The 204-nt window shown below is 61.3% G+C and carries 1 protein-coding gene; it reads left to right on the forward strand.

From position 1 onward, the window contains the following. Positions 1–204, forward strand: a 204-nt coding sequence (locus tag G7025_RS26635; protein WP_181081947.1) for a cadherin-like domain-containing protein, incomplete at both ends; no start/stop codon positions are given.

Raw genomic sequence — 204 nt, forward strand, 5'->3', positions numbered from 1 at the left:
CGGGCCAGACCGCTGTTATTGCTGGCGTGGGTTCGATCACCATCGGCACCGACGGCGCTTACGCCTTCACCCCAGACAAAGACTTCAACGGCGACGTCCCACAAATCGGCTACACCACCAACACCGGCTCCAGCAGCACCCTGGACGTGAAGATCGACCCTGTCGACGATGCCAGCGTCTTGCAGGCTGACACTGGTAGTGCCA

The sequence above is a fragment of the Pseudomonas lurida genome (assembly GCF_013522705.1).
Classification (GTDB): domain Bacteria; phylum Pseudomonadota; class Gammaproteobacteria; order Pseudomonadales; family Pseudomonadaceae; genus Aquipseudomonas; species Aquipseudomonas quebecensis.